A 23,663-nucleotide genomic window follows, 5' to 3' on the forward strand; every position below is an offset into this window, starting at 1 on the left:
CTGCGCTCAGCCGACCACCAGCCGGATGGCGGGCAGCACACGCTCGGATTCGGCGCGGCGCTCCAGCGCCAGGCGCATGTTCATCTGCGCGACTTCGGTGTGCTCGGTGGCCAGCGCCTGCGCACGCGCGCCCTCGCCGCGCCGCAACGCGTCGAACAGCATGTGGTGCTGGCGGTGCGCGTACAGCATCCAGTCGCGGTCCAGCGCCACCGTGCCCTGCATCGGCAGCATGGCCGAGGCGGGTGCGAACGGCAGCTTGTCGTTGAGTTCCACGGCGCGCTGCAGGGCGCGGTTGCCGCTGGCCTCCAGGATCAGCGCGTGGAAACGGTCGTTCATCACCGCGTAGGCGGCGTAGCTCTCGATGGTCAGCGGGTTGTCGGCCAGCAGGCGGTCGCCCTCGTCGAGCACGTTCTGCAACTGGCCCTGCAACTGGCGCGAGACACCGTGCTCGGCCACCAAGCGCGCGGCCATGCCTTCGAGGTGCCCGCGCACCGCGATGGCATCCGTCACCTCCTGCGCGGTGAACTGACGCACCAGGTATTTGCCGGTGTCGTTGGCCTCCACCAGACCTTCCTGCTCCAGGGTCACGAGGGCGGCACGAACGGGTGTGCGCGAGGCCCCCAGGCGTTCGGCCAGTTGCTGCTCGGCCAGCCGCTGCCCGGGCTCGAACTGCCCGCTCAGGATCAGGTCGCGCAGTTGCATCAACACGGTGTCTTGCAGGTTCATGGCGCAAACTGTACACGGAAATGAAAAAACGGGATACCATTTGCACCACACACCCCCTACCCGTATCCGGAGCCCGACATGAAAGCCGAACTCAACCAACGTCTCACCCAGGTCGGCCCCGGCACGCCCGGCGGAGAGCTGCTGCGCCGCTACTGGCAGCCCGTGGCCCTGCTGGACGAGTTCGATCCCGCACTGGACCCGCAGATGGCCGTGCGCCCGGTCAAGGCGGTGCGCGTGCTGGGCCAGAACTTCGTGCTGTTCCGCGACGCGCAGGGTGCGTTCGGACTGCTTGACCGCGACTGCCCGCACCGGGGCGCCGACCTGGCCTACGGCCGCAATGAGGGCGACGGCTTGCGCTGCCCCTTTCACGGCTGGAAGTTCGACACCACCGGCCAGTGCATCGAAACCCCGGCCGAGCCCGCTGGCAGCACGATGTGCACCCGCATCCGCCAGCGCAGCTACCCGCTGCTGCAGAAGAGCGGCGTGCTGTTCGGCTGGTTCGGCCCCGAAGACCAGACGCCGCCGCCCTTTCCCGCGCTCGACTGCTTCAGCGCGCCCGAGAGCCACACCTTTGCCTTCAAGGGCCTGTGGCATTGCAACTGGCTGCAGTCGCTCGAAGTCGGCATCGACCCGGCGCACGCCTCTTACCTGCACCGCTTCTTCAACGACGGTTCACTGGAAGACAGTTACGGCAAGCAGTTCCGCGGCGCCAGCGCCGGCGATGTGGGCGGCGAGCGCTGGCCCATGACGCGCGTGATGCGCGAATTCGGCCAGCCCGTCATCTCGTTCGAGAACAAGCCCTATGGCCTGCAGCTCACCGCGCTGCGGCCCATGACGGACGAACTCACCCATGTGCGCGTGACCAACGCGGTGTTCCCGCAGACCTTCGTGATCCCGCTCTCGGAGACCATGACCATCACCCAGATGCACGTGCCGGTGGACGACACGCACAACTACTGGTACGCCTTCTTCACCAGCTTCACCACCCCGGTCGACAAAGACGCCATGCGCACACCGCGCCTGCAGGCCGTGACGCTGCCCGACTACATCCCCAAGTCCGGTCGGCACAACAACTGGGGCTTCAACGCCGAGGAACAGCAGACCCGCACTTACCTGGGCATGGGCGAGGACGACATCAACGTGCACGACCAGTGGGCCTGCGAGAGCATGGGCGCGATCCAGGACCGCACGCGCGAACACCTGGGCACGACCGACAAGGTCATCGTGACACACCGGCGCATGCTCGCGCAGGCGATCGACACCGTGGAGCAAGGCGGCACGCCGCCCGGCATCGCAGACCCGGCGCTGCACGCCAGCATTGCCGGGCCCGACACGGTCGACGGCATCGCACCGGCCCTGGGCTGGGAAACCTGGTGGCAGGACGCGGTGCGCGAGAAGCGCGAAGGCGCGCCCTGGCACACACACAACGCACCCGTCGCCGAAACGGCGGGCGCGAAATGACCTCGTTCGCCCAGACCTGCGCCATCCACACCGCCCAGCGCGAAGCCGCGTGCGAGCGCGTGGCTCGACTGATCGAATCCAGCGGCATCGAGCTGGTGCGCTTTGGCTGGTGCGACGCTCACGGCATGCTGCGTGGCAAGACCCTCGCCGCCCGCGCGGCGGTGCGCGCGCTGCGCGATGGTGTGGGCATGGTCGGCACGCTGATGCTCAAGGACACAGCCGACCGCACCGCCTGGAAGGTGTTCGAACCCGGCGGCGCGGCCGAACTGCCTGGCTTCGCCGGTGCGGCCAACCTGTTGTTGCTGCCCGACCCGGACAGCTTCACCACCCTGCCCTGGCTGGAACGCACCGGCTGGCTGCGTTGCCAGCCCTGGTTTGCCGATGGCACGCCCGTGCCGCTGGACACGCGGCGCCTGTTGCAGGCCGCGCTTGCACGACTCGGCGAGAAGGGCTACGGGCTCAAGACCGGACTGGAGGTCGAGTTCCACATTTACCGCATCACCGATGCGAGGCCGCAGCTCGACCCCGAACGCGCGGCCTGGCCTGGCCTGCCGCCCGCGGTGGAGATGATCCACCCTGGCTACAACCTCCAGTCCGAGGCCATGGTGGACCTGGCCGACGAGCCGCTGCGCATCGTGCAGCGCACCGCGCAGGCGCTCGGGCTGCCGCTGCAGTCGCTGGAGATCGAACTCGGGCCCAGCCAGGTGGAAGCGGTGTTCGATGCGACCGACGCGCTCACCGCCGCCGACCAGATGGTGCTGTTCCGCAACGGCGTGCGCCAGGCGCTGCGCCGCGCCGGCTTCCACGCCACCTTCATGTGCCGCCCGCCGTTCCCGAACATCATGTCCAGCGGCTGGCACCTGCACCAGTCGCTGGCGGAGCTGAAGACCGGCCGCAACGCCTGCGTGCGTGAGGCGCCCGCGACGGGCACCTCGCGCACGGACGCCACACACACGCTGTCGGACGCGGGCGCGCACTGGCTCGCGGGCCTGCTGGCACACGCGCGCGGCATGACCGTACTGTGCACGCCCACCATCAACGGCTTCGCGCGCTTCCGGCCGAACGCGCTGGCGCCGCAGGCCGTGCTGTGGGGACAGGACAACCGCGGCGCCATGCTGCGCGTGGTGGGCGCGGCCGGCGACGGCGCCACGCGCATCGAGAACCGCGTGGGCGAACCGGCGGCCAACCCTTATCTCTACATGGCCGCGCAGATCCATGCCGGGCTCGACGGCCTGGCGCGCGCCGACCTGCCTCCGCCGGCCAGTGAGTCGCCCTACGCGACGGACCACCAGCAGCTGCCCACCTCGCTCGGCGAAGGCCTGGATGCGCTGCGCGCGGACGAAGCGCTGTGCCAGTCGCTGGGCCAGGACTTCGTGCGCTACTTCTGCCGCATCAAGCAAAGCGAGATCGACCGCCACGCCCAGGCCGAGGACAAGACCGACTTCGAACGCCGCGAGTACTTCGCCAGAACCTGAGCCACGGCTTCCCCATGATCCATATCCGACTCATCCACGCCGACCAGACGGTGCATGACATCCAGGCCGAGCCCGGCCACAGCCTCATGAAGGCCGCTGTGGACGCCAACGTCAAGGGCATCGAGGGCGACTGCGGCGGCAGCCTGACCTGTGCCACCTGCCACGTGATGATCGACCCGCCGTGGCTGGATCGGCTGCCGGCGCCGGTGGCCGATGAAACCGACATGCTCGATTTCGCCGCCAGCCCAGTGGTGCCCCAAAGCCGCCTGAGCTGCCAGGTGCGGCTGACGCCGGAGCTCGACGGCATGGTGGTGCGGCTGCCCGCATCCCAGTATTGAGTTGACCGCCTGCCCCGAACGGACAGACCACGCGCATGGCACACTGATGCCCTTGCCTGCATCCCTAGCTCCCACCACCATGCCAGACACCCGATTCACCTTCGCCCCACCGGCCACCGTCAGCGTGCCGGTGCTGGGCCGGCCCGAGCGCTTTCCGGTTCACCGCATCTACTGCGTGGGTCGCAACTACGAGGAACATGCGAAGGAAATGGGCTTCACCGGCCGCGAGCCGCCGTTCTTCTTTCTCAAGCCGGCCGACGCCATCGTCGTCGCCGAAGCGGGCCAGACGGCCACCATTCCCTACCCCAGCCTCACGGGCAACCTGCACCACGAGATCGAGCTGGTGGTGGCCATCGGCACAGGCGGCCGCAACATCAAGGCCACCGACGCGGCCAGGCACATCTATGGCTACGCAGTGGGCCTGGACATGACGCGGCGCGACCTGCAGAACGACATGAAAAAGCAGGGCCGCCCCTGGTGCATCGGCAAGGGCTTCGACCACTCGGCGCCCATCGGCCCCATCACACCGGCCGCGCAGGCGGGCGAGGTGAATGAAGCCCCGATCTGGCTGCAGGTCAATGGCGCTGATCGCCAGCGCAGCACGGTCGCCAAGCTGATCTGGAATGTGAACGAGACCATCGAACACCTGTCGCAGGCATGGGAACTGCAGGCGGGTGACCTGATCTACACCGGCACGCCCGAGGGTGTGAACGCGGTGGTTCGTGGCGATCTCATGCACGGCGGCGTGGACGGCCTCACGCCCATTTCGGTGCGCGTGGCCTGACATGCCCGTGCAATGGCACAACCGAGGGTAAGACCCCTGCCAGCACCACGATGTGCTGTCGTAAGCTCTTGTCCACTTTTTTTCATCGACCTCAGGAGAACCTTCACATGATCCAACGCAGAACCCTGCTCCAGTCCGGTGCCGCCGTGGCGCTCGGCGCGCCCGCTCTCGCAGGCTTTGCCCAGCAAAGCGTCACGCTCAAGTTCCACACCTTCATGTCGCCGCAATCCAACGTGTGGCTGAACATGCACAAGGCCTGGATGGACAAGGTCGAGAAGGAGTCGGGCGGGCGCATCAAGTTCGAGGCCTATCCCGCGATGCAGCTCGGGGGCTCGCCGGTGCAGCTGTACGACCAGGTGCGCGACGGAGTCGTCGACGTGGTGTGGACGCTGCCGGGCAACACCCCGGGCCGCTTCCCGCGCATCGAGGTGTTCGAGCTTCCGTTCATGATGAACAACGCCGAAGCCACGTCCAAGGCGTACTGGGAGTACGTGCAGACCATGGCGGCGGACGAGTTCAAGGAAGTGCAGCCGATCGCGCTGCAGGTGCACGGCCCCGGCATGTTCCACATGCGCAGCAAGCAGATCAAGACCGCGGAAGACCTGCGCGGCTCCAAGGTGCGCGGCCCGACCCGTCAGATCACCAAGATGCTCGGCTACCTCGGCGCCACGCCCGTGGGCATGCCGCTGCCGCAGATTCCGGACGCCCTCTCCAAGGGCGTGATCGACGGCTGCGTGATTCCCTGGGAAGTGGTGCCCTCGGTGAAGGTGCATGAACTCACCAAGTTCCACAGCGAGTTCGACCCCGCTGGCGGCGCGCTCTACACCACCACCTTCGTGATGGCGATGAACCGCAACAAGTACGCGTCCCTGGCGCCTGACCTCAAGGCCGTCATCGACAAGAATTCCGGCCTGGCCACGTCGGGCTGGCTGGGCAAGACGCAGCAGGCCGGCGACGGCCCTGGCCGCGAGCAGGCGGTCAAGCAGGGCAACAGCATCTACACCATTCCCGCGGCCGAGGCGCAGGAGTTCAAGCGCAAGGCGCGCCTGGTGGAAATCGAGTGGGTGCAGGACATGGACAAGCGCGGCTTCAAGGGCCAGGAACTGCTCGACACCGCGAAGGCATTGATCGCCAAGCACGGCAAGAAGGCCTGAACCAGGCTCCCTCGCTGAATACCGGGCCCAGGCCCGGTATTTTTTTGCGCGCCGGAAACCCGCATCCTCCAGAAGCACCACGGAACCGGCTTTGCCGGGCCGCGGGTGCTGCCCCCTTGAAGGGGGTGGCGCGAAGCGACGCGGGGGGTGAGCCTTTAAACTGCCGCGATGCTGCGCCCACCCGCCAAACACTGCCGCAACTGCGGCACCGCCGTCGAACAACGTCTGCCCGATGACGGCGACACCCGCGTCCGCGCCGTCTGCCCCGCTTGCCACACGGTGCACTACGACAACCCGCTCGTCGTCGTCGGCACGGTGCCAGTGTGGGGTGATGCGGGCCAGTACGTGCTGCTGTGCAAGCGCAACATCGAGCCGCGCTGGGGCAAGTGGACGCTGCCGGCGGGTTTCATGGAGCTCGGTGAAACCACCGCCGAAGGTGCGGCCCGCGAGACCGACGAGGAAGCCGGTGCGAAATACGAGATCGGCGACATCTTCACGCTGATGAACGTGGCGCGCGTGGGCCAGCTGCACATCTACTACCGCGCGCGCCTGCTCAGCGAGCATTTCAACCCGGGCCACGAAACCATCGAGGCGCGCCTGTTCACCGAAGACCAGATTCCCTGGGACGAGATCGCTTTTCGCACCGTCAAGGAAACACTGGAACACTACTTCGCCGACCGGCGCGCCGGCCACTTCGGCTTTCACGCCTTCGACATCGCCTGAGCCCGCGCATGAACACCGCGCGCGCCTGGCCTCTCGTGCTGCGCCTGGGGACCGCGCAGACGCTGGCCTGGGGTTCCACCTATTACCTGCCCGCCATGCTCGCCAAACCCATGGCGCAAGGCCTGGGCTTGCCGGAAATCCACGTGTGGACGGCCTTCAGCGCCGCGATGCTGCTGTCGGCCGCGCTGGGCCCGTTCGCGGGTCGCGCCATCGACCGCTGGGGCGGGCGACCGGTGCTCATGGGCACCAGCCTGCTGCTCGCCGCCGGCCTTGCAACGCTGTCGCAGACCCAGGGCACCGTGGGCCTCGCGCTGGCCTGGCTGCTGATCGGCCTGGCCATGGGTGGCGGACTTTATGAGGCCGCCTTCGCCACGCTGGTGCGTCTGCAGGGCACCGGGGCGCGTGCCTCGATCACCGGCATCACGCTCATCGCGGGCTTTGCCAGCACGGTGAGCTGGCCGCTGAGCGCCTGGCTGGAAGCTGAATTCGGCTGGCGCGGTGCCTGCCTGGGCTGGGCCGGCCTGCACCTGCTGCTGGGCCTGCCGCTCAATGCCAGCATCCCGCGTGCCGCGGCGGTCCTCGCACCGTCGCGCGTCGCGCAGGTCGATCCGGCGCCAGCGAGTGGCGAGGGCACGCCTGCGCCACCGCGCTACACCGCCTGGATCCTGTCCTACGTGTTCGCCTCCACATGGTTCGTCTCCACCGCCATGGCCTCGCACCTGCCGCAACTGCTGGTGGCCAGCGGCGCGACGCTGGCGGGCGCGGTGGCCATCGGGGCGCTGGTCGGGCCGGCGCAGGTGGCCGGGCGGCTGCTGGAATTCGGCTTCCTGCGGCGCCTGCACCCCTTGCTGGCCGCGCGCGCCGCCACACTGGGCCATCCGCTGGGTGTCGCCTGCTGGATGCTTCTGGGCCCGGTGGCGGGGCCGGTGTTCGCGGTGCTGCATGGCGCGGGCAACGGCATCCTGACGATTGCCAAGGGCACGCTGCCGCTGGTGTATTTCGGCCCGAACGGCTATGGGCAGCGCCAGGGCCTGATCATGGCGCCCTCGCGCGTGGCGCAGGCCTTTGCCCCGCTGGTGTTCGGTGCCTGCATCGAACGCTGGGGCGCGAACGCGCTGTGGATCTCCAGCGCACTGGGCCTGAGCGCGCTGGCCTGCCTGCTGTGGCTGCGAACCGGGCCGCGTCGCTAGGGCCTTACAGGGCCGCGGTGTCTGGCGCTGGCCAGTCCAGCAGCTCGGCCAGGCGCCGCACCACCCAGACCGACTCGGCCTCGCTCACCACCACGGGCTCCATCCGAAGGCCCTGCAGGCAACGCTCGAGCACATCGGACTCGGTGATGCCCAGGCTGAACTCCATCTGGCGCGCGGTATCCGTGAGCATCTGCGCCATGTCCTCGCACAGCTCGTAGCGCGCGGTCAGATCGTCGCGCGGCAAGCCGGGTTTCTGGCGTCCGGGCGCGAGGTACAGCGCAATAAACGACGGGGGAATTTCAATCTGAGGTTCGTCGGACATGGCGCATTGTCGTCAGATGGCGCACGACGCCTCGGGCAGGCCATCCAGCGCGCGCTGGCACGCGCACGAGCAGGTGCCGGGGCCCGTCCACGCAGACCACCATCAACACCAGCGCTAAACCAGCGGCCTTCGCGGCACCCAGCGGCACCGGTCGGGTCACGCGGCGCGGCGGGCCGCCGGCGCCTTGCCTCGGTTGTCGAGCACGGTCTGGCGCACCGCCTGGGCCAGGCGGCCGCTGGACTCAGCGGCCAGAAAGCGGGCTTCGATCGCGTCCACCGGGTCCGCCGATTCCGCCTGGCGGGCAACGGCGTCGTAGCGGGCAATGGCCTCGCGCGCTTCCTGTACCGTCAGGCCGGTTTCCTCGGCAATGCGCCCCAGCGTGGCCCAGTATTCGATCTGGCCCGCCACCGAACGGCGCTGTGGCTGCGCCGCCTCACGCGCCTGCCGCACCAGGCCCGCGGGCAACTTGACGGATGAAAATGCGCTGCTGGTGGTTGACATGGCAGTTCTCCTGTATGGCGCATTTTGCGCCATATGGGATAACATGGCAACCGCGCGGCTCTTTCACACGCAGCTTCCTCCCAAGAGATCATGAAAAAACAGGGCACCGTGGTGCGCTGGGACAGCACGAAAGCCTTCGGCTTCATCCGCTGCCCGCAGATCACCGCCGACGTCTTCTTCCACCAGCGCGACTTCAGCGGCCCGGGCATGCCTGCCGAAGGGCTTCAGGTGACGTTCGAGGACATCCACGTCGGCGGCAAGGGGCCACGCGCGCTCTCCGTGGAGCCGGCGCGCAATGCGATCGTCGCTGCCCCCCCCGCGCCGCCGCCGACACCCGTCGCCGCCGAGCTGCTGCCACGCAGCCAGCCAGCGGTGCGTTCGCGCTCGCAGTGGCAGAAGCGGCGCGAAGAACGGCCCCTGTGGATCGGCCTGGGCCTGATCGCCTTCTGGCTGCTGCTGTGGCTGATCGGCATCGGCATGGGGCGCTTCCCCTGGGTCATCCTGACCGCCGTGGTGCTTGTCAACCTGGCCACGTTCTACATGTACTGGCGCGACAAGGACGCCGCCATCCATGAAGTCCAGCGCGTGCCCGAGGACTGGCTGCATGCGCTGGCGGTGGCGGGCGGCTGGCCAGGCGCGTGGTTCGCGCAACAGATCCTGCGCCACAAGACCAGAAAGCAGCCGTTCCGCCTGATTTACTGGGGCACGGTGGCGGTCAACATGCTGGCCCTGCTGGCCTGGATCGTGTGGCCCAGTATTCGGTGACACCCCCGCGCCGACATCGGCGTCTGAATTTCAGCGCGGCTTGCGCTTGCCCGTGCCCACCGGCGAGCCGGGGCGCCCGGCGCCGGTCACGCGCGGCGGCAGGCCGGTGTGCTGCGTGAGCAGGCGGCCCTTGCCCGGTTGCGCGGCCTTGCCCACCGGCGTGCTGTTCTTGCGGCGCGCGCTCTGGTAGCTGCCATCCGTCATCGGCTGGAACGTGGGAATGAGGTGGTGTTTGCCATTGCCGATCAGGTCGGCGCGGCCCAGGGTCTTGAGCGCCTCGCGCAGGAGCGGCCAGTTGTTCGGGTCGTGGTAGCGCAAGAAGGCCTTGTGCAGGCGCCGGCGCTTGTCGCCACGCACGATGTCCACGCGCTCGCCGCGCTCGTCGCGGTGGATGCCCTTGAGCGGGTTCAGGCTGGTGTGGTACATGGCCGTGGCCGTGGCCATGGGGCTGGGGTAGAAGGTCTGCACCTGGTCGGCGCGGAATCCGTTCTTCTTCAACCACACCGCCAGGTTCATCATGTCTTCGTCGCTGGTGCCCGGGTGGGCCGCGATGAAGTACGGGATGAGGTACTGCTTCTTGCCCGCTTCCTCGCTGAACTTCTCGAACAGCTGCTTGAAGCGGTCGTAGCTGCCGATGCCCGGCTTCATCATTTTCGACAGCGGCCCGCCTTCCGTGTGCTCGGGCGCGATCTTCAGGTACCCGCCCACGTGGTGCTGCACCAGCTCCTTCACGTACTCCGGGCTCTGGATGGCGAGGTCGTAGCGCAGGCCGGAGCCGATCAGCACCTTCTTGATGCCGCGCAGTTCTCGCGCGCGGCGGTAAATCTTGATCAGCGGGCCGTGGTCGGTGGTGAGGTTCGAGCAGATGCCGGGGTAGACGCAGCTCGGCTTGCGGCAGGCGGCCTCGATCTCGGGCGTGCGGCAGCCCAGGCGGTACATGTTGGCGGTGGGGCCACCGAGGTCGGACACCACGCCGGTGAATCCTTCGACCTTGTCGCGAATGTCCTCCACCTCCTTGATGATGGATTCTTCCGAGCGGCTCTGGATGATGCGGCCCTCGTGCTCGGTGATCGAGCAGAAGGTGCAGCCGCCGAAGCAGCCGCGCATGATGTTCACGCTGAAGCGGATCATTTCCCAGGCCGGAATCTTGGTCGCGCCGTCGTGCCTGCCGTGCTCGTCGGCGTAGGCCGGGTGCGGGCTGCGCGCGTACGGCAGGTCGAAGACAAAGTCCATCTCGGCCGTGGTCAGCGGGATCGGCGGCGGGTTGATCCACACGTCGCGCGCGGTCGCACCTTCACCATGCGCCTGCACCAGCGCACGGGCGTTGCCGGGGTTGGCCTCGACGTGCAGCACGCGGTTGGCGTGGGCATAGAGCACGGGGTCGCTCCTGACCTGTTCGTAGCTGGGCAGGCGGATCACCGAGCGGTCTCGCGCCGGCGGCTTGCGCTTGCCTGGCAGGTTGGGGTTGGGCACGAACTTCAGTGTCTGGATCGCGGGGTTGGCTTCCGCCGGCGGGGCATCGCCCTCTTCCTTCGCGCAACTCTGCCCCTGGGCCTGCGCCTGCTCGCTGGTGGTCAGGTAGGGGTTGATGTGATCGTCCACCCGGCCCGGCAGGTCCACCTCGCTCGAATCGATCTCGATCCAGCCGGCGGCGGTGGGGTCGCCGGGGCGGCGCACGAACGCGGTGCCGCGCACGTCGGTGATCTGCTCGATGGGTTCACGCGCGGCAATGCGGTGCGCCACTTCCACCAGCGCGCGCTCGGCGTTGCCGTACAGCAGCAGGTCGCATTTGCTGTCGACCACCACGCTGCGACGTACCTTGTCGCTCCAGTAGTCGTAATGCGCGATGCGGCGCAGGCTGCCCTCGATGCCGCCGAGCACGATGGGCACGTCCTTGAAGGCCTCGCGGCAGCGCTGGCTGTAGACGATGGCCGCGCGGTCGGGGCGCTTGCCGCCCACGTCGCCTGGCGTGTAGGCGTCGTCGCTGCGGATCTTGCGGTCCGCCGTGTAGCGGTTGATCATGGAATCCATGTTCCCGGCGGTCACGCCCCAGAACAGGTTGGGCTTGCCCAGGGCCTTGAAGGCCTCGGCGCTGGTCCAGTCGGGCTGGGCGATGATGCCCACGCGAAAGCCCTGCGCCTCCAGCACGCGACCCACCACGGCCATGCCGAAGCTGGGGTGGTCCACATAGGCGTCGCCGGTCACCAGAACGATGTCGCAGCTGTCCCAGCCGAGCTGCTCCATCTCGACGCGGCTCATCGGCAGGAAGGGCGCGACCCCGAACCGCCGGGCCCAGTACGGGCGGTAGCTGGTGATCGGCTTGGCGGCGCGCGCGAAGAAAGAGACGTCGAGGGGAGCGTTCATGGGGCTGGCACAGACCCGGAGCGCGGGTGGGTGGGAAACCCGTGATTTTACGGGGCCACCCTCTTTTCGGGGGACTGCAGGGCTTCTTGGCCGCCCAGCCCCCTCACCTGGGCTTGAGTTGCCAGTCGGGCACCGCCTGGGGTGCCTTGCGCACCACGCGCCGCTGATCGAGTTTCTGGGCAGCGAGCCGGGCCGTGAACTCGAGGTTCTTCAGGTCTTCGATGTTGGGTTGATCCTGCGGGTGAAAGCTGAAGCAGCACAGCGTGCCATAGATGTCGCCGTTCTCCAGCACGATGGGCACGCTGATGTGCGTACCGATGGGAAAAGGCAGTCCCTTGAGCAGGGGCGCGGACGCGGGATGGGCCGTGGCGTCGGCAATGAACCGGGGCAGGCGGCCATCGACCACGCGCTGACACCAGGAGCGCTCCAGTGGCTCCGAGTCTCCTTTGCTGATCACGGGCGAGTCCGGCGCCTGGGACACGTGACGGAACACGCGCTGGCCTTCCGTGAACTCGGAGACGAACACCACATCCATCTTCATGCGCTCGCGCAACAGGCGCAGCACATCGAAGACGGATTGGTCGACGAGTTCGTCAGAGGCATCGGAGGTGGCCACCAGCAACTCGGTGACCTGGACGGTGAGATCGTCGGCCTTGTAGCCGAGGTCGTTCAGGGGGTTCATGGCGTTTTTATAAACCGTGCCCGCTCAATCGGCGAGATCCGATCCGAGGGAATGGGCAATGAGACGGTCAAAAAATGTTTCCAGTTGTCGCTGTTCGTTGGCGGACAGACAGCCAAATATCTCGGCGTTACGCCGTGCGATCAGCCGCATCACGCGCTTCCACAAGGGCCTTCCACTGCGTGTGAGCGTGAGCACCACCGCGCGCGCGTCGGTCTCGCTGGCCGACTTGAGCACCAGGCCGCGGTCCACCAGCATCTGCGCCGCACGGCTGGCCTGTGCCTTGTCCAGGTTGGCACGCGCCGCAAGGTCGTTGATGGACAAGGGCGCGAACTGGCCGATCGCCGCAAGGCAGCGCCCCTCGCCCACCCCGAGCCCGAGTTCCGCGGCATAGGCCTCGCTGCTGTGGCGGTCGCTGAGCTTGTGCAACCGGTGCAGGCGGTACGTCAGGAAGTCCTGCAGCAGCGGCATGTCAGCGTCCACGTGCCGCCTCCTGGTCGCACCGGTCCCTGGCGTTGGCAATCAGTGGCAGCACCTGTTGCGCATGCTCGAAGCGGCTCATGAGGGAGAGACACAGCATCGACAGGAACAGCGGTGCCTGTGCTTCACCCACCTGCGACATCGCCTCGCACACGGCGCTGTAGCTCTGGTCCAGATCGGCATCGGTCATGCGCACACTCCTGTGTCTTTCAGGGCCGCTCGCAGCGGCGAAGGGTCCAGGCCGTGCCAACGGCCCATCACGTAGCCGTCGGGACGCACCAGCACCAGCGCGGGCTCATCCGGCCCTCGAAGCCCATAGCGCTGCCAGGCCTGGCTCTGCGCATCGGTTCCTGGCTGGATGTCGAACGTGGCCACACCGAGCTCGGCCAGATCAGGGCCGACACCGCCAAAAGCCAGGCACACGAAACCCTGCCCGAAGTGGCTGCTGAGGTGGAACGTGCCGTGCCTGCCATGCAGCTGGGCTTCGGGAGCGGGCGCGCCCGGCGCGGCCATGGCGTTCGTCCAGCGGTCGTCCTGCACCGCGTTCAGCGGCGACCCGGTGTAAGTGATGGGAGCGGACTGGCGCGGGTTGATCAGGGAGCGCACCTGCGCGTCGCTCACGGCCAGCCGCAGCGTGGCCTCGCGCATCAGGCGGTAGGCGAAGTCGGGCGGGGCCATGAACTCGGTGCTCTTGGCTCCGTAGGCGATGTTCTCGCGCGTGGCGTGCACGCGCTCGGTGGAGTACGAATCGAGCAGGGCATCGGGCGATTCACCGCGCAGCACCCGGGCCAGCTTCCAGGCCAGGTTGCCCGCGTCGTCCAGGCCCGAGTTGAGGCCCCGCACGCCGAAGATGGGCACCAGGTGGGCGGCATCGCCCGCGAACAGCACACGGCCATGCCGGTAGCTCGGCAAGGTCAGGCACTTGGCGTTGTAGATCGAGATCCACAGCGGCTCCCAGGGCTCGTTCTCGCCGATCATGGCCAGGTGGCTCTGCACGCGGGGCAGCACGTTCTCGGGCTTGACCGCTTCCTCCGGATCTTCGTCATCGCGGATCTGGTAGTCGATGCGCCACACGTCGTCGGGCTGGCGGTGCATGAGGATGGTGGAACCTGGGTTGGACGGCGGGTCGAACCAGGCCAGGCGCTCGACCGCGCGGCGCGTCTTCTGCACGATGTCAACGATCACGTACTTGCCGTCGTACTGCGTGCCTTCGAGCTGCAGGCCGAGCTGTTCGCGCACTGTGCTGCGCCCGCCGTCGCAGGCCACGAGAAATTCCGCATGCACCGTCTGTGCACCCTCAGGCGTCTGTATGCCCACCCGCACGCCGTCCCGCTGGGGATGCACCGCCTCAATGCGGCTTCCCCAATGGACACCGGACACGTTGCCCGCCGCCTGCGCGGCGCGGTGAGCGAACTCTTCCACGTAGAACTGCTGGATGTTGACCATGGGCGCGAAGCGCTGCGTCGGCTCACTCGGCATCTCGAAATGCAGGACCTCGGCATCTCGCCAGTGGCTGCGCCCACCCACCCAGCTCAGGCCCTTGTCCACCAGCGGCGCATCGGCGCCCACCCAGCCCAGGATTTCCTGCGATCGGCGCGAGATGCAGATCGCGCGGCTGCCGCTGCAATAGCCCTCGTCGGCCTCGATCACCACGTTGTGAATGCCCTGCTTCGTCAGCAGTGCCGACAGCGTGAGGCCGACCGGACCGCCACCAGCGATCAGCACTGGAACTGTGGAATTGTTTGTTTGATTCATGGCATCTATTTAGTTGCGTGCGCAACTTTACATCAAACAAGTTGCAAGCACAACTATATGCGCGAGCTTCAAGACCTGTCACTCAGGCAACTGGTGCAAGACCATCCGCTGCCTAAGATGAACGCTCCATACGAGGAGACATCCATGCCCGAATTCACCACCCTGCGCATCGACAAGAACCCGGCACAGCCGCGCGTCGCCCGCCTGCTGCTCAACCGACCGGAGCGCCTCAATGCCATCAACGACCTGATGCCGCGGGAGATCCGCGCCGCTGTGGACTGGGCCAACGCCGACGAGGAGGTGCACGTGATCGTGGTCGAAGGCGCGGGCAAGGGCTTCTGCGGTGGCTACGACCTGTCCCTGTTCGGAGAGGGCGAAATCGACCACCCCTGCCAGCAGGAACGCCACCCCTGGGACCCGATGGACGACTACGCCTTCATGAAGCGCAACACGGAGGACTTCATGGCGCTGTGGCGCAGCCCCAAGCCCACCATTGCGAAAGTGCATGGCGCGGCGGTGGCTGGCGGCAGCGACATTGCCCTGTGCTGCGACCTGCTGGTCATGGCCGAGGACGCGCGCATTGGCTACATGCCCACACGCGTCTGGGGCTGCCCCACCACCGCCATGTGGACCTACCGTCTCGGCGCCACCCGCGCCAAGCAGATGATGTTCACAGGCAACGTGATCGACGGCCGTACCGCGGCTGCCTGGGGGCTGGCCAATGAAGCCGTGCCAGCGGATCGGCTTGATGCGGCAACGATGCAACTGGCTGAGCGCATCGCGGGTGTGCCGCGCTCGCACCTGGCGATGCACAAGATGGTGGTCAACCAGGTCATGCTCACCATGGGCCTGGAACAGACGCAAACGATGGCCACCTTGTTCGACGGCATCACGCGCCACAACCCCGAGGGCCTGTGGTTTCGCCGGCATGCTCAGGCGGCGGGCTTCAAGGACGCCGTGCAGTGGCGCGACAGCGGCCGGGCGATTCCCGAAGGCGATGAAGCCCGCGCGCTCGTGAGCGAAATGGAGAACCGGAAACGGTCGGCGCTGAAAGAAAAATGAAACCGCATGTACGGTTCATCTCGTTACCCCTCTTACGGAACGTCCAGGAATGTAAGGTGCATGGCGCTTAGCATGACCGCTTCACTTTTTGAAGGAGATGGCATGGCACTGCACTTTGGCAAACGCGAAACCGAACAACCCAAGACCCTGAACTCCGGCATGGCGACTCCCCGGTATGGCCAGCCCGCGAGCAGCGCGGCTGCCTCGCAGGCCCAGGCACAGTCCCCCACCACGCCCAGTGCCGCCGCGGATGTGGAAGCCCCATCCCCGGCCAAAGCCACAGGCGCCACGCCCGAGGGCGGCAGCAAGCTCACTGTCGGCCCCAACATCAAGCTCAAGGGTGTCGAAATCACCGATTGCGACACCCTGGTGGTCGAGGGTCTGGTGGAAGCCACGATGGACTCTCGCGTGATCCAGATCGCGCAGCAGGGCGAGTTCAAGGGTTCGGCCGAGATCGACATCGCCGAAATCCGCGGCGTGTTCGACGGCAACCTCACGGTGCGCCAGAAGCTGGTGATCTATGCCACCGGCAAGGTCACGGGCAAGATCAACTACGGCAAGGTCGTGATCGAGGAAGGCGGCCAGCTCTCGGGCGAAATCCAGTGCTCGTCTTCGGCGAGCGCGAAGTACCCGACCCAGCGCACCATGGCCCTGGCGGCCTGATCCCGGCTTGGGCGCACGCCCGGCACGCAGTGGCGGCCGGGCGCCGCCGTTGCCCGCCCCCGGCGGCCCCGTTATGCTCGGGGACATGTACGCCGACTTCTTCGGGTTGAAGCAGGACCCGTTCTCCATCGCGCCCGATCCGCGCTACCTCTTCATGAGCGAGCGCCACAGGGAGGCGCTGGCGCACCTTCTCTACGGCATCCGGGGTGGCGGTGGTTTCGTGCTGCTCAGCGGCGAGATCGGTGCCGGCAAGACCACCATCTGCCGCTGTTTCCTGGAGCAGATTCCCGAACGCTGCCGGGTCGCCTACATCTTCAATCCCAAACTCACGGTCGGTGACCTGCTAAAGACCATCTGCCGCGAGTTCCACGTCGAAGTCCGGCACGAGGGCATCGGCCCGGCCACGATCAAGGACTATCTCGACCCATTCAACGAGTACCTGCTGCGCAGCCATGCCCAGGGCGAGCGCAACGTGCTCATCATCGACGAAGCGCAGAACCTCACGCCCCACGTGCTCGAACAGCTGCGCCTGCTCACCAATCTGGAAACCAGCGAACGCAAGCTGCTGCAGATCATCCTGATCGGTCAGCCCGAGCTGCGCACGGTGCTGGCGCGGCCCGAACTGGAACAGCTCGCGCAGCGCGTGATCGCGCGCTTCCACCTGGGCGCACTCAACGAAGCCGAGACCCGCCAGTACATTCAGCACCGCATGCAGGTGGCCGGCCTGCGCGGGCCCCTGCCGTTCTCGAACCAGGCGATCCAGCGCATCCACGAGATCGCGCGCGGCGTGCCCCGGCGCATCAACTTGCTCTGTGACCGCGCCCTGCTCGGCGCCTACGCCACCAACCAGGCGCGCGTCGAGCGCGCGGTGGTGGAGAAGGCCGCGGGCGAGGTGTTCGAGGCCGACGCGCCAGTGGCCAAGTCGCGGTCGCGGCAGGCGGTCGCCCCCGCCTCGGCATGGACGTCGTCTCTGGGCACCCTGGGGGTGGGCCTGGTGGTGGGCGCGCTCGTGGCGGGCGTGCTGTTCTGGCTCTGGAACCAGGGCGCCAGCCGCCCTGGTGCTGCGGCCCCGCAGAACGACGCGCTGGCCGCAGCGGCCCCCTCCTCCGGTACTGCTGCGGTCGGCGCACCGCCCCCCGCGGCCGAGCTGGCCGCCTCCACGCCCGCGGACGCACCGATCGCAGCCTCCGCGGCCGAACCCGAACCGCTGCCCGGCCCGCCCGAGGTCTCGGCCCTGCTCGGGAGCGAAGATCAGGCCTGGCGCGAACTTGCGCCACTCTGGGGCCTGGCACTGGATGCCGGCGGCGACCCCTGCACGGCGGCGCAACGGGAACAACTTCAGTGCTACCGCACGGACCGCATGACCCTCAACGGGCTGCGCCAGCTCGACCGACCCGGCATCGTCACGCTGCGCCAGGCGCGCGGCGCCGGTCGCGCACTGGTGACGGCGCTCTCCGGCGACACGGCCACGCTGCAGGCCGGTGACCTGCGCTGGCGCATGCCACTGACCGAGCTTGCCGACATGTGGCGCGGTGACTTTGCCACCCTCTGGCGCACCCCGCCAGGCCAGAGCGGCCGACTGGTGGATGGGCGCACCGGCCCCGCGGCCGACTGGCTGGGCGAACGCATCGCGGGGCTGCAGGCCGCCGGCAAGGTGCCGCCGTCGACCACCGGCCTCACGGCGCGCGTTCAGGCGTTTCAACGTTCCCAGGGCATCGACGCGGCAGGCATTGCCGGGCCCATCACCTTCATGCAGGTGAACCTGGCCAGCGGTGTGGAAGAGCCCCGGCTCTCCGCGCCAGGATCCTGAGGGCCTCGACGCCAATGTCCTACATCCTTGACGCCCTGCAGCGAGCCGACGCCGAGCGCGAACGCGGCCATGTGCCTGGCCTGCGCAGCCAGATCGTGCCACCGGCGGGCCGCGCGAAGTCAGCATCCCGGCGTCGCTGGCGGCCTTGGCACGGCGTGGCGCTGATGGTGGCGGTGCTCGCGGCCATCGGTATCTGGTGGTGGTCTGTCCAGGCGCCGCCGGACCTCGCGCCGGCGCCCGTCGCGGCACCGGCATCGACGGCGCCCACGCCCCCGGCGCCCCCTGCCCCGGTAAGCGAAGCCAGCCAGGTTGCAGCGGTGCCCGAACCGGTTCAGCCCATCCTGGCGCCCCCCAGACCAGAGCCGCCCAAACCGGCACCGGTGGCCCAGACCAAGCCTTCGACTGAGAGCGCCGCGCCCACCGCGCCGCCTTCCCCTTCTCCGGCAACAACGACGGCCGCCGACACGGCGACCGTCCCGGTGCCGACTTTCGCCGAACTCTCACCCGAGGCCCGAGCACGCCTGCCCGCAGTCAGCGTCAGCGGCTCCACCTATTCCCGCAACCCGGCGCTGCGCATGCTGATCGTCAACGGCAAGGTGCTGCAGGAGGGCCAGGAGATCGCCCCCGGACTCAAGCTGGAAACCATCGGCCAGCGCAATGCGGTGCTCAACCACCAGGGCCTGCGCTACTCGATAGGCTACTGATTCATCCCATGAATGCCGATCCCGCCGATCCCGTGCTGCACGTCAAGGGCCTGGGTTTCGCGTGGGGCGGGCGCGCCTTGTTCAACGCCCTGAGTTTCGATATCCCACCTGGTGTGAGCCTGGTGCGGGGAGGCGACGGCAGCGGCAAGAGCACGCTGCTGAGCCTGCTCGCGGGCGCTCAGCGGGCCAGCTCCGGCACGCTGGCCATCCATGGCATCGGGCTCGACCAGCAGCACGACGCGTACCGCCACCAGGTGTTCTGGATCGACCCGCAAACCGAGGCGCACGATGCGCTGGCCGCAGGCAGCTACCTCGACAGCCTGAGCCACCACTATCCCCGGTTCAATGGGGAGATGCTGGCCGAACTGGTTCGCGGCTTCGACCTCGGGCCGCACCTGTCCAAGCCCATGTACATGCTGTCGACCGGCAGCCGGCGCAAGGTCTGGCTCGCGGCCGCGTTTGCCGCTGGCACGCCGCTCACCCTCATCGATCAACCCTTTGCCGCACTCGACGGGCCTTCCCGGCGCTTGCTGCGCGAACTGCTGCAAGAGGCCGCCGAGCACCCTGCCCGCGCCTGGCTGCTGGCCGACCACGAGGCACCCGAAGGCGTCCCATTGAAAATAACAATCGAGCTTTAGACCTCATTTAGTCAAGCTGAACTTCCTTCTCCGATTGCGAAATGGACGCACCGCAGCGCCGCTCCTAGAGTCACGCCATCGACAACGTGACATCCAGGAGAAGCACCGTGCACACCAACAACCCCGGCAAAGCCCACGACGCACCCAAACCCTCCGCAGAAAGGGCGCAGGCTCCGGTCCAGAGGATCTGCTTTTCCGGCTGGCTGCACCGGCTGCTGCGCACCGAGGGTGCCGCGCATCGCGAGGTGATGGAAGAAGCGCGGCTCGAGCAGCTCAAGCGCCAGATGGTCAGCGTGCTGGAGCCCTACATGCTGCACATGTCGCGCCGCGACATGCAGCTCTACCTGCGCGTACTGGCCGCCGAACAGCGCGAGGCATTGCGCGAGCTGCGATTCGCGTATTTCGACTTGCTCTGTCGCATGGCCAGCGAGGTGGAAGCCATGGAGCACCTGATCGACCTCGATACGCGGCTGGATCCATGAGCAGCCAGGCTCGCATTCACACGCTGTCTCGAGCCAGGCGCCGCGTAAGGTGTTCTCGAAGTTGCAGTCTCAACCAGCGATGCGGGCGGCTGTTGTGGGTGCGCGGGTGCCACATCATGTTGACCGGAATCTCCGGCCAGGTCAGGCCGGGGGGCAGCGCGATGCTGCGGATCTTCGGATTGCTTTGCCGCAGCATTTCCGCCTGCGGGCGGCTGATGGTGACCAGGCGGTCCGTGCTGGCCAGCAACTCGGCGCAGAGGGCCCAGGAATTGATCACCGTAGCGCGGCGGGCGCCGAAGCCCAGTCGCTCGAGCTCCAGATCGATCGGGCTGCGCTGGCCGCTCTGGCTTTGACGTCGGAGAAAGGTGATCAGCAGGTGTTGCTCCGCGCAGTACTGCTCCAGCGTCAGGCTGTCACCGATGCGCGGGTGATCCACATTCAGGCAGCAGTCGGTGAGCTCGAAGCACTTGACTGTCTCCACGTGCAGGTCGCGAGCGTCTGCCGGAGGTTCGTAATGGCTGCAGACCACGTCCACGCCGCCTTCGCGCAAGTCCTTCACATCGTGCGGCCCGTTGGCGGGTGACAGGATGTCCAGGTTCAGCAGGGGTGCGGCGGACATCACGCTGCGGTACAGATCCGTCAGCCCTCCCTCGCCAAAGGAGTCGTAACACGACAGAACGATGTGGGCTTCGCACCGCTTCGGGTCGAAGTCGCGTTCACTGGAACTCGCGTCGTTCCACAGCTCCAGCATTTCGCGAAAGCTGGCCATGGTGTGTTCGGCGTAGGGCGTGAGCTGGTAGCGCTGGTTCTCACGCACATAGAGAGCGTCGTTGAGCACGCCGCGCAAGCGCGTCAGCGCCTGGCTCGCCGCGGAGGGCGTGACGTTCATGCGCGCGGCCGCTTCGGTCAGGCTCTGGCATTCGATGAGCTCGCAAAACAGCGCAAGCTGCTTGATGTCGACATTCTTCACAGGCAACCCTTGATATATAAAACCAAGATGTTACTAAAGTGAAGTTATTTCCAGACAAACCCAATCAATATAGATACCAATAACTCAATATGGCGTCTCGCAGGGGCTGCGGATTGGCGCAGCGCCTGCTGCATGCCGGGGCATGCGAGCTTCACCGCCCCCCAAGCCCCATGCCACGCGAAATCACCTCCTTCATGATCTCGTTGGTGCCGCCGTAGATGCGTTGCACACGGGCGTCGGCGTAGGCGCGGGTGATCGGGTACTCCCACATGTAGCCGTACCCGCCGTGCAGTTGCAGGCACTCGTCCATCACCTTGCACTGCAGGTCCGAGCACCAGTACTTGGCCATGCTGGCAGTGGCGGTGTCGAGCTTGCCGTCCACGATCAGCTCGCAGCATTTGTCGACGAACACGCGCGCCACCTGCACCTCGGTCTGCAGTTCGGCCAGCGTGTAGCGCGTGTTCTGGAAGGCGGCCACACTCTGGCCGAAGACCTTGCGGTCCTTCGTGTACTGCACCGTCCAGTCGATCGCGGCCTGGGCTGCCGCCACCGCGCCGATGGCGATCTGCAGCCGCTCCCAGGGCAGCTGCTCCATCAGGCAGATGAAGCCCCTGCCCTCGCCTCCCAGCAGGTTCTCCGCCGGTACCGACACGTTGTTGAAGAACAGCTCGGACGTGTCCTGCGCCTTCATGCCCAGCTTCTTCAGGCGCTTGCCTTTCTCGAAACCCGGCATGCCACGCTCCACCAGCAGCAGGCTGGTGCCCTTGGCGCCCGCGCTCGGGTCGGTCTTGGCGACCACGATCACCAGGTCCGCGTGCCAGCCGTTGGTGATGAAGGTCTTGCTGCCATTGAGCAGGTAGCTGCCGTCGGCCTGCCGGATCGCCGTGGACTTCACCCCCTGCAGGTCGCTGCCGGCGGCGGGTTCGCTCATGGCAATCGCGCCCACCATCTCGCCGCTGGCCAGTCTGGGCAGGTACCTCTGCTTCTGCGCCTCGGTGCCGTAGTGCAGGATGTAGGGCGCCACGATCTCGCTGTGCAGTCCGTAGCCGATGCCGGTGAAGCCCGTGCGCGCAATCTCCTCCATCTGCACCACCGAATAAAGCTTGTCGGCCCCGGAGCCACCATAGGCCTCGGGCAAGGTCATGCACAGAAAGCCGTTCTCGCCGGCCTTGCTCCACACCGCGCGGTCCACGCAGCCCTGCTCTTCCCAGGCCTCGTGGTGCGGCGCGATCTCCTTCTCGACAAACCTGCGAAAACTGTCGCGGAATGCTTCGTGGTCGGCATTGAACAGGGTGCGATCGATCATGGTGTCACCTATCAGACTGGGGGCGGGAATTTGACAAAGCAAATGCTTGGCAAAAGTCTATACTGATCCGCGGCACCCGCCTTCCCCGAGGAGACACCATGAGCGAAGCATTCGTATTCGATGCCGTGCGCACGCCGCGCGGCAAGGGCAAGAAAGACGGCAGCCTGCACGAGGTCAAACCCATCGACCTGCTGGCCGGTGTGCTGACCCAACTCCAGCAGCGCAACGGTTTCGATACCGCGGCGGTGGACGACGTGGTGATGGGCGTGGTCTCGCCGATCGGCGAGCAGGGCTCGGTGATTGCCAAGGTCGCCGCGCTCAAGGCCGGCTGGGACTGGCGCTGCTCCGGCGTGCAGCTCAACCGCTTTTGCGCGTCGGGCCTGGAGGCGGTGAACATGGCGGCGATGAAGGTCAAGAGCGGCTGGGAAGACCTGGTCGTGGCCGGCGGCGTGGAGAGCATGAGCCGCGTGCCCATCGGTTCCGACGGAGGCGCCTGGGCACAGGACCCGCAGACCAACAGCGACACGCTGTTCGTCCCGCAGGGCATCGGCGCCGACCTGATCGCCACGCTCGAAGGGTTCAGCCGCGAGGACGTGGACGCCTTTGCCCTCGAATCGCAGAAACGAGCGGCCGCCGCACGCGCTGCGGGTCACTTCAAGGGCTCGGTGGTACCGGTCACCGACTTCCTCGGCCAGACCATCCTGGACGAAGACGAGTTCATCAAACCGCAAACGACGATGGACGGCCTGGCCTCGCTCAAACCGGCGTTCGAGCAGCTCGGTGGCATGGGGTTTGACGCGGTGGCCCTGCAACGCTACCCGCAGGTCGAACGCATCCACCACGTGCACCACGCGGGCAACTCCTCGGGCATCGTCGATGGCGCAACTGCCGTGCTGATCGGCAGCGAAGCCGCCGGCAAGACGCATGGCCTCACGCCGCGCGCGCGCATTGTCTCGGTGGCGCTCTCGGGCGCCGACCCCACCATCATGCTCACCGGCCCGATGCCGGCGGCGCGCAAGGCGCTGGAAAAGGCGGGGCTCACGATCGACCAGATCGACCTGTTCGAGGTGAACGAGGCCTTTGCCGCCGTGCCCATGAAGTTCATGAAAGAAATGGGCGTGCCCCACGAAAAGGTGAACGTGAACGGCGGCGCCATCGCCATGGGCCACCCGCTGGGTGCCACCGGCGCCATGATCCTGGGCACGCTGGTGGACGAGTTGCACCGCCGCCAGCTGCGCTATGGGCTGGCCACGCTGTGCGTGGGCGGCGGCATGGGCATCGCCACCATCGTTGAACGCATCTGAACCTGGT

Annotated in this window: 25 protein-coding genes; 15 read left to right on the forward strand and 10 right to left on the reverse strand. The window is 67.2% G+C overall.

The features are described 5' to 3' along the window. Window positions 1-6: 6 nt before the first annotated feature. Window positions 7-726 (reverse strand): GntR family transcriptional regulator, encoded by a 720-nt coding sequence (locus AB7P10_RS10400; protein WP_428293777.1) that lies wholly within the window; start codon window positions 724-726, stop codon window positions 7-9. Window positions 727-804: 78 nt separating this feature from the next. Here AB7P10_RS10400 and AB7P10_RS10405 point away from each other — a divergent pair, with 78 nt between their 5' ends. From AB7P10_RS10405 to AB7P10_RS10435, 7 genes are all read left to right on the forward strand, one after another. Then, window positions 805-2,187 (forward strand): Rieske 2Fe-2S domain-containing protein, encoded by a 1,383-nt coding sequence (locus tag AB7P10_RS10405; protein WP_428293778.1) that lies wholly within the window; start codon window positions 805-807, stop codon window positions 2,185-2,187. Beyond that, window positions 2,184-3,662 (forward strand): glutamine synthetase family protein, encoded by a 1,479-nt coding sequence (locus tag AB7P10_RS10410; protein WP_428293779.1) that lies wholly within the window; start codon window positions 2,184-2,186, stop codon window positions 3,660-3,662. Before AB7P10_RS10405 ends, AB7P10_RS10410 begins: the two co-directional genes overlap by 4 nt. A gap of 14 nt (window positions 3,663-3,676) precedes the next feature. Further along, window positions 3,677-4,000, forward strand: a complete 324-nt coding sequence (locus AB7P10_RS10415; RefSeq protein ID WP_428293780.1) for a 2Fe-2S iron-sulfur cluster-binding protein — start codon at window positions 3,677-3,679, stop codon at window positions 3,998-4,000. Window positions 4,001-4,079: 79 nt separating this feature from the next. Further along, on the forward strand, window positions 4,080-4,784 hold the full coding sequence (locus AB7P10_RS10420) for a fumarylacetoacetate hydrolase family protein (protein WP_428293781.1): 705 nt from the start codon (window positions 4,080-4,082) through the stop codon (window positions 4,782-4,784). Window positions 4,785-4,891: 107 nt separating this feature from the next. Continuing rightward, the gene (locus tag AB7P10_RS10425; protein ID WP_428293782.1) at window positions 4,892-5,938 is read left to right on the forward strand and encodes a TRAP transporter substrate-binding protein; all 1,047 of its coding nucleotides are present in this window, start codon (window positions 4,892-4,894) and stop codon (window positions 5,936-5,938) included. A 168-nt stretch (window positions 5,939-6,106) separates the two neighbouring features. Further along, window positions 6,107-6,661, forward strand: coding sequence for an NUDIX hydrolase (locus tag AB7P10_RS10430; RefSeq protein WP_428293783.1), 555 nt, complete (start codon window positions 6,107-6,109; stop codon window positions 6,659-6,661). Window positions 6,662-6,669: 8 nt separating this feature from the next. Next, a complete protein-coding gene (locus tag AB7P10_RS10435; protein WP_428293784.1) occupies window positions 6,670-7,851 on the forward strand; it encodes an MFS transporter in 1,182 nt (393 codons plus the stop codon). A gap of 4 nt (window positions 7,852-7,855) precedes the next feature. Here AB7P10_RS10435 and AB7P10_RS10440 read toward each other — a convergent pair whose 3' ends face one another. Beyond that, on the reverse strand, window positions 7,856-8,173 hold the full coding sequence (locus AB7P10_RS10440; protein WP_428293785.1) for an ATPase with chaperone activity: 318 nt from the start codon (window positions 8,171-8,173) through the stop codon (window positions 7,856-7,858). 156 nt (window positions 8,174-8,329) lie between these two features. Further along, window positions 8,330-8,674: a TA system antitoxin ParD family protein gene (locus tag AB7P10_RS10445; protein ID WP_428293786.1), complete on the reverse strand. Its 345-nt coding sequence runs from the start codon at window positions 8,672-8,674 to the stop codon at window positions 8,330-8,332. A gap of 90 nt (window positions 8,675-8,764) precedes the next feature. Here AB7P10_RS10445 and AB7P10_RS10450 point away from each other — a divergent pair, with 90 nt between their 5' ends. After that, window positions 8,765-9,439: a DUF1294 domain-containing protein gene (locus AB7P10_RS10450; protein WP_428293787.1), complete on the forward strand. Its 675-nt coding sequence runs from the start codon at window positions 8,765-8,767 to the stop codon at window positions 9,437-9,439. Between the two features lie 30 nt (window positions 9,440-9,469). Here the strand turns inward: AB7P10_RS10450 and AB7P10_RS10455 are convergent, their stop codons facing one another. From AB7P10_RS10455 to AB7P10_RS10475, 5 genes are all read right to left on the reverse strand, one after another. Next, window positions 9,470-11,803: a YgiQ family radical SAM protein gene (locus AB7P10_RS10455; RefSeq protein ID WP_428293788.1), complete on the reverse strand. Its 2,334-nt coding sequence runs from the start codon at window positions 11,801-11,803 to the stop codon at window positions 9,470-9,472. Between the two features lie 103 nt (window positions 11,804-11,906). Continuing rightward, on the reverse strand, window positions 11,907-12,485 hold the full coding sequence (locus tag AB7P10_RS10460; protein ID WP_428293789.1) for a GAF domain-containing protein: 579 nt from the start codon (window positions 12,483-12,485) through the stop codon (window positions 11,907-11,909). A 24-nt stretch (window positions 12,486-12,509) separates the two neighbouring features. Further along, window positions 12,510-12,953, reverse strand: a complete 444-nt coding sequence (locus tag AB7P10_RS10465; protein ID WP_428293925.1) for a MarR family winged helix-turn-helix transcriptional regulator — start codon at window positions 12,951-12,953, stop codon at window positions 12,510-12,512. 1 nt (window position 12,954) lies between these two features. Continuing rightward, entirely contained in the window at window positions 12,955-13,152 is a 198-nt protein-coding gene (locus tag AB7P10_RS10470) for a hypothetical protein (RefSeq protein ID WP_428293790.1), read from the reverse strand. Then, window positions 13,149-14,717 carry an FAD-dependent monooxygenase gene (locus tag AB7P10_RS10475; protein WP_428293791.1) on the reverse strand — a complete coding sequence of 523 codons (1,569 nt, stop codon included), beginning with the start codon at window positions 14,715-14,717 and terminating at the stop codon, window positions 13,149-13,151. The genes AB7P10_RS10470 and AB7P10_RS10475 overlap by 4 nt, the downstream gene beginning before the upstream one ends. A gap of 144 nt (window positions 14,718-14,861) precedes the next feature. On the opposite strand from AB7P10_RS10475, the gene AB7P10_RS10480 reads away from it, so the two are divergent. From AB7P10_RS10480 to AB7P10_RS10505, 6 genes are all read left to right on the forward strand, one after another. Next, window positions 14,862-15,779, forward strand: coding sequence for a crotonase/enoyl-CoA hydratase family protein (locus AB7P10_RS10480; RefSeq protein ID WP_428293792.1), 918 nt, complete (start codon window positions 14,862-14,864; stop codon window positions 15,777-15,779). A 102-nt stretch (window positions 15,780-15,881) separates the two neighbouring features. Next, the gene (locus AB7P10_RS10485) at window positions 15,882-16,442 is read left to right on the forward strand and encodes a bactofilin family protein (protein WP_428293793.1); all 561 of its coding nucleotides are present in this window, start codon (window positions 15,882-15,884) and stop codon (window positions 16,440-16,442) included. Between the two features lie 85 nt (window positions 16,443-16,527). Continuing rightward, window positions 16,528-18,252 (forward strand): ExeA family protein, encoded by a 1,725-nt coding sequence (locus tag AB7P10_RS10490; RefSeq protein WP_428293794.1) that lies wholly within the window; start codon window positions 16,528-16,530, stop codon window positions 18,250-18,252. A 14-nt stretch (window positions 18,253-18,266) separates the two neighbouring features. Next, on the forward strand, window positions 18,267-18,956 hold the full coding sequence (locus AB7P10_RS10495; protein ID WP_428293795.1) for a general secretion pathway protein GspB: 690 nt from the start codon (window positions 18,267-18,269) through the stop codon (window positions 18,954-18,956). Between the two features lie 8 nt (window positions 18,957-18,964). Next, complete coding sequence (locus AB7P10_RS10500; RefSeq protein ID WP_428293796.1) at window positions 18,965-19,594, forward strand: ABC transporter ATP-binding protein; 630 nt, start codon at window positions 18,965-18,967, stop codon at window positions 19,592-19,594. A gap of 107 nt (window positions 19,595-19,701) precedes the next feature. After that, window positions 19,702-20,076, forward strand: a complete 375-nt coding sequence (locus AB7P10_RS10505; protein WP_428293797.1) for a hypothetical protein — start codon at window positions 19,702-19,704, stop codon at window positions 20,074-20,076. Window positions 20,077-20,092: 16 nt separating this feature from the next. Here AB7P10_RS10505 and AB7P10_RS10510 read toward each other — a convergent pair whose 3' ends face one another. Then, complete coding sequence (locus tag AB7P10_RS10510; protein WP_428293798.1) at window positions 20,093-21,046, reverse strand: LysR family transcriptional regulator; 954 nt, start codon at window positions 21,044-21,046, stop codon at window positions 20,093-20,095. A 151-nt stretch (window positions 21,047-21,197) separates the two neighbouring features. Next, window positions 21,198-22,352: an acyl-CoA dehydrogenase family protein gene (locus AB7P10_RS10515; RefSeq protein ID WP_428293799.1), complete on the reverse strand. Its 1,155-nt coding sequence runs from the start codon at window positions 22,350-22,352 to the stop codon at window positions 21,198-21,200. 98 nt (window positions 22,353-22,450) lie between these two features. Here AB7P10_RS10515 and AB7P10_RS10520 point away from each other — a divergent pair, with 98 nt between their 5' ends. Next, window positions 22,451-23,656 (forward strand): acetyl-CoA C-acetyltransferase, encoded by a 1,206-nt coding sequence (locus AB7P10_RS10520; protein ID WP_428293800.1) that lies wholly within the window; start codon window positions 22,451-22,453, stop codon window positions 23,654-23,656. Window positions 23,657-23,663 lie beyond the last annotated feature (7 nt).

The sequence above is a fragment of the Hydrogenophaga sp. genome (genome assembly GCF_050182545.1).
Taxonomy (GTDB): Bacteria; Pseudomonadota; Gammaproteobacteria; order Burkholderiales; family Burkholderiaceae_C; genus Hydrogenophaga.

Bases quoted from the DNA above. Each gene is read 5' to 3' on its own strand.
- AB7P10_RS10420 (WP_428293781.1), top strand. From the start codon at position 4,080: ATGCCAGACACCCGATTCACCTTCGCCCCACCGGCCACCGTCAGCGTG.
- AB7P10_RS10435 (WP_428293784.1), top strand. From the start codon at position 6,670: ATGAACACCGCGCGCGCCTGGCCTCTCGTGCTGCGCCTGGGGACCGCG.
- AB7P10_RS10500 (WP_428293796.1), top strand. From the start codon at position 18,965: ATGAATGCCGATCCCGCCGATCCCGTGCTGCACGTCAAGGGCCTGGGT.
- AB7P10_RS10480 (WP_428293792.1), top strand. From the start codon at position 14,862: ATGCCCGAATTCACCACCCTGCGCATCGACAAGAACCCGGCACAGCCG.
- AB7P10_RS10490 (WP_428293794.1), top strand. From the start codon at position 16,528: ATGTACGCCGACTTCTTCGGGTTGAAGCAGGACCCGTTCTCCATCGCG.
- AB7P10_RS10515 (WP_428293799.1), bottom strand. From the start codon at position 22,352: ATGATCGATCGCACCCTGTTCAATGCCGACCACGAAGCATTCCGCGAC.
- AB7P10_RS10520 (WP_428293800.1), top strand. From the start codon at position 22,451: ATGAGCGAAGCATTCGTATTCGATGCCGTGCGCACGCCGCGCGGCAAG.
- AB7P10_RS10430 (WP_428293783.1), top strand. From the start codon at position 6,107: ATGCTGCGCCCACCCGCCAAACACTGCCGCAACTGCGGCACCGCCGTC.
- AB7P10_RS10405 (WP_428293778.1), top strand. From the start codon at position 805: ATGAAAGCCGAACTCAACCAACGTCTCACCCAGGTCGGCCCCGGCACG.
- AB7P10_RS10470 (WP_428293790.1), bottom strand. From the start codon at position 13,152: ATGACCGATGCCGATCTGGACCAGAGCTACAGCGCCGTGTGCGAGGCG.
- AB7P10_RS10465 (WP_428293925.1), bottom strand. From the start codon at position 12,953: ATGCCGCTGCTGCAGGACTTCCTGACGTACCGCCTGCACCGGTTGCAC.
- AB7P10_RS10415 (WP_428293780.1), top strand. From the start codon at position 3,677: ATGATCCATATCCGACTCATCCACGCCGACCAGACGGTGCATGACATC.
- AB7P10_RS10450 (WP_428293787.1), top strand. From the start codon at position 8,765: ATGAAAAAACAGGGCACCGTGGTGCGCTGGGACAGCACGAAAGCCTTC.
- AB7P10_RS10400 (WP_428293777.1), bottom strand. From the start codon at position 726: ATGAACCTGCAAGACACCGTGTTGATGCAACTGCGCGACCTGATCCTG.
- AB7P10_RS10485 (WP_428293793.1), top strand. From the start codon at position 15,882: ATGGCACTGCACTTTGGCAAACGCGAAACCGAACAACCCAAGACCCTG.
- AB7P10_RS10475 (WP_428293791.1), bottom strand. From the start codon at position 14,717: ATGAATCAAACAAACAATTCCACAGTTCCAGTGCTGATCGCTGGTGGC.
- AB7P10_RS10440 (WP_428293785.1), bottom strand. From the start codon at position 8,173: ATGTCCGACGAACCTCAGATTGAAATTCCCCCGTCGTTTATTGCGCTG.
- AB7P10_RS10445 (WP_428293786.1), bottom strand. From the start codon at position 8,674: ATGTCAACCACCAGCAGCGCATTTTCATCCGTCAAGTTGCCCGCGGGC.
- AB7P10_RS10410 (WP_428293779.1), top strand. From the start codon at position 2,184: ATGACCTCGTTCGCCCAGACCTGCGCCATCCACACCGCCCAGCGCGAA.
- AB7P10_RS10425 (WP_428293782.1), top strand. From the start codon at position 4,892: ATGATCCAACGCAGAACCCTGCTCCAGTCCGGTGCCGCCGTGGCGCTC.
- AB7P10_RS10460 (WP_428293789.1), bottom strand. From the start codon at position 12,485: ATGAACCCCCTGAACGACCTCGGCTACAAGGCCGACGATCTCACCGTC.
- AB7P10_RS10495 (WP_428293795.1), top strand. From the start codon at position 18,267: ATGTCCTACATCCTTGACGCCCTGCAGCGAGCCGACGCCGAGCGCGAA.
- AB7P10_RS10455 (WP_428293788.1), bottom strand. From the start codon at position 11,803: ATGAACGCTCCCCTCGACGTCTCTTTCTTCGCGCGCGCCGCCAAGCCG.